This is a genomic window from Rhodococcus sp. EPR-157, assembly GCF_001647195.1.
Lineage (GTDB): Bacteria > Actinomycetota > Actinomycetes > Mycobacteriales > Mycobacteriaceae > Rhodococcoides.
In genome coordinates this window covers 1-690 of sequence record NZ_LVCV01000369.1, presented here as the reverse complement: position 1 = coordinate 690, position 690 = coordinate 1, and the positions used below count along the sequence as shown (strand labels likewise).

The window sequence follows — 690 nt, the reverse complement described above, 5'->3', positions numbered from 1 at the left end:
CGTCTTCTCCATGAGCGAGACATTCGCGTCGCACCGCAGCGAACCCTGGTCCATGCGTACGTCGGACACCTCTAACGCCTTCAGCAGATCACGTAGTGCCGTCACGTATGCACGCGCGACCTCGGGTGCCCGCGCGCCAGTGCCGGTGATCGGCTTCGTCACGATCTCGACCAGCGGGACGCCTGCGCGGTTGTAGTCGAGAAGAGAATGACTTGCGCCCTCGATCCGGCCCGTGGCGCCACCTACGTGAGTCGACTTGCCGGTGTCTTCTTCCATGTGTGCGCGCTCGATTTCGACGCGGAACGTGCTGCCGTCGTCGAGGAGCACATCCAGGTATCCCTCGGTCGCGATCGGCTCGTCGTACTGCGAGATCTGGTAGTTCTTCGGCTGATCCGGGTAGAAGTAGTTCTTCCGCGCGAAGCGCCCCCACGGGGTGATCGAGCAGTTCAGTGCCAGACCGATGCGGATCGCGGACTCCACGGCTGCGGAGTTCACCACCGGTAGCGCGCCGGGGAGGCTCAGGCAGACCGGGCACACCTGGGTGTTCGGCTCCGCGCCGAATGCCGTCGGGCAACCGCAGAACATCTTGGTCGCTGTGCCCAGCTCGACGTGGACCTCCATCCCCAACACGGGGTCGAAACGGGTCAGTACGTCGTCGTAATCGATCAGATCGACCAAGGCTGCAGTCAT

General features: G+C 63.6%; 1 pseudogene. It reads right to left on the bottom strand.

What is annotated here, in order from left to right:
- Positions 1–690, bottom strand: a pseudogene (locus A2J03_RS16975) (Asp-tRNA(Asn)/Glu-tRNA(Gln) amidotransferase subunit GatB); the annotation flags it as partial.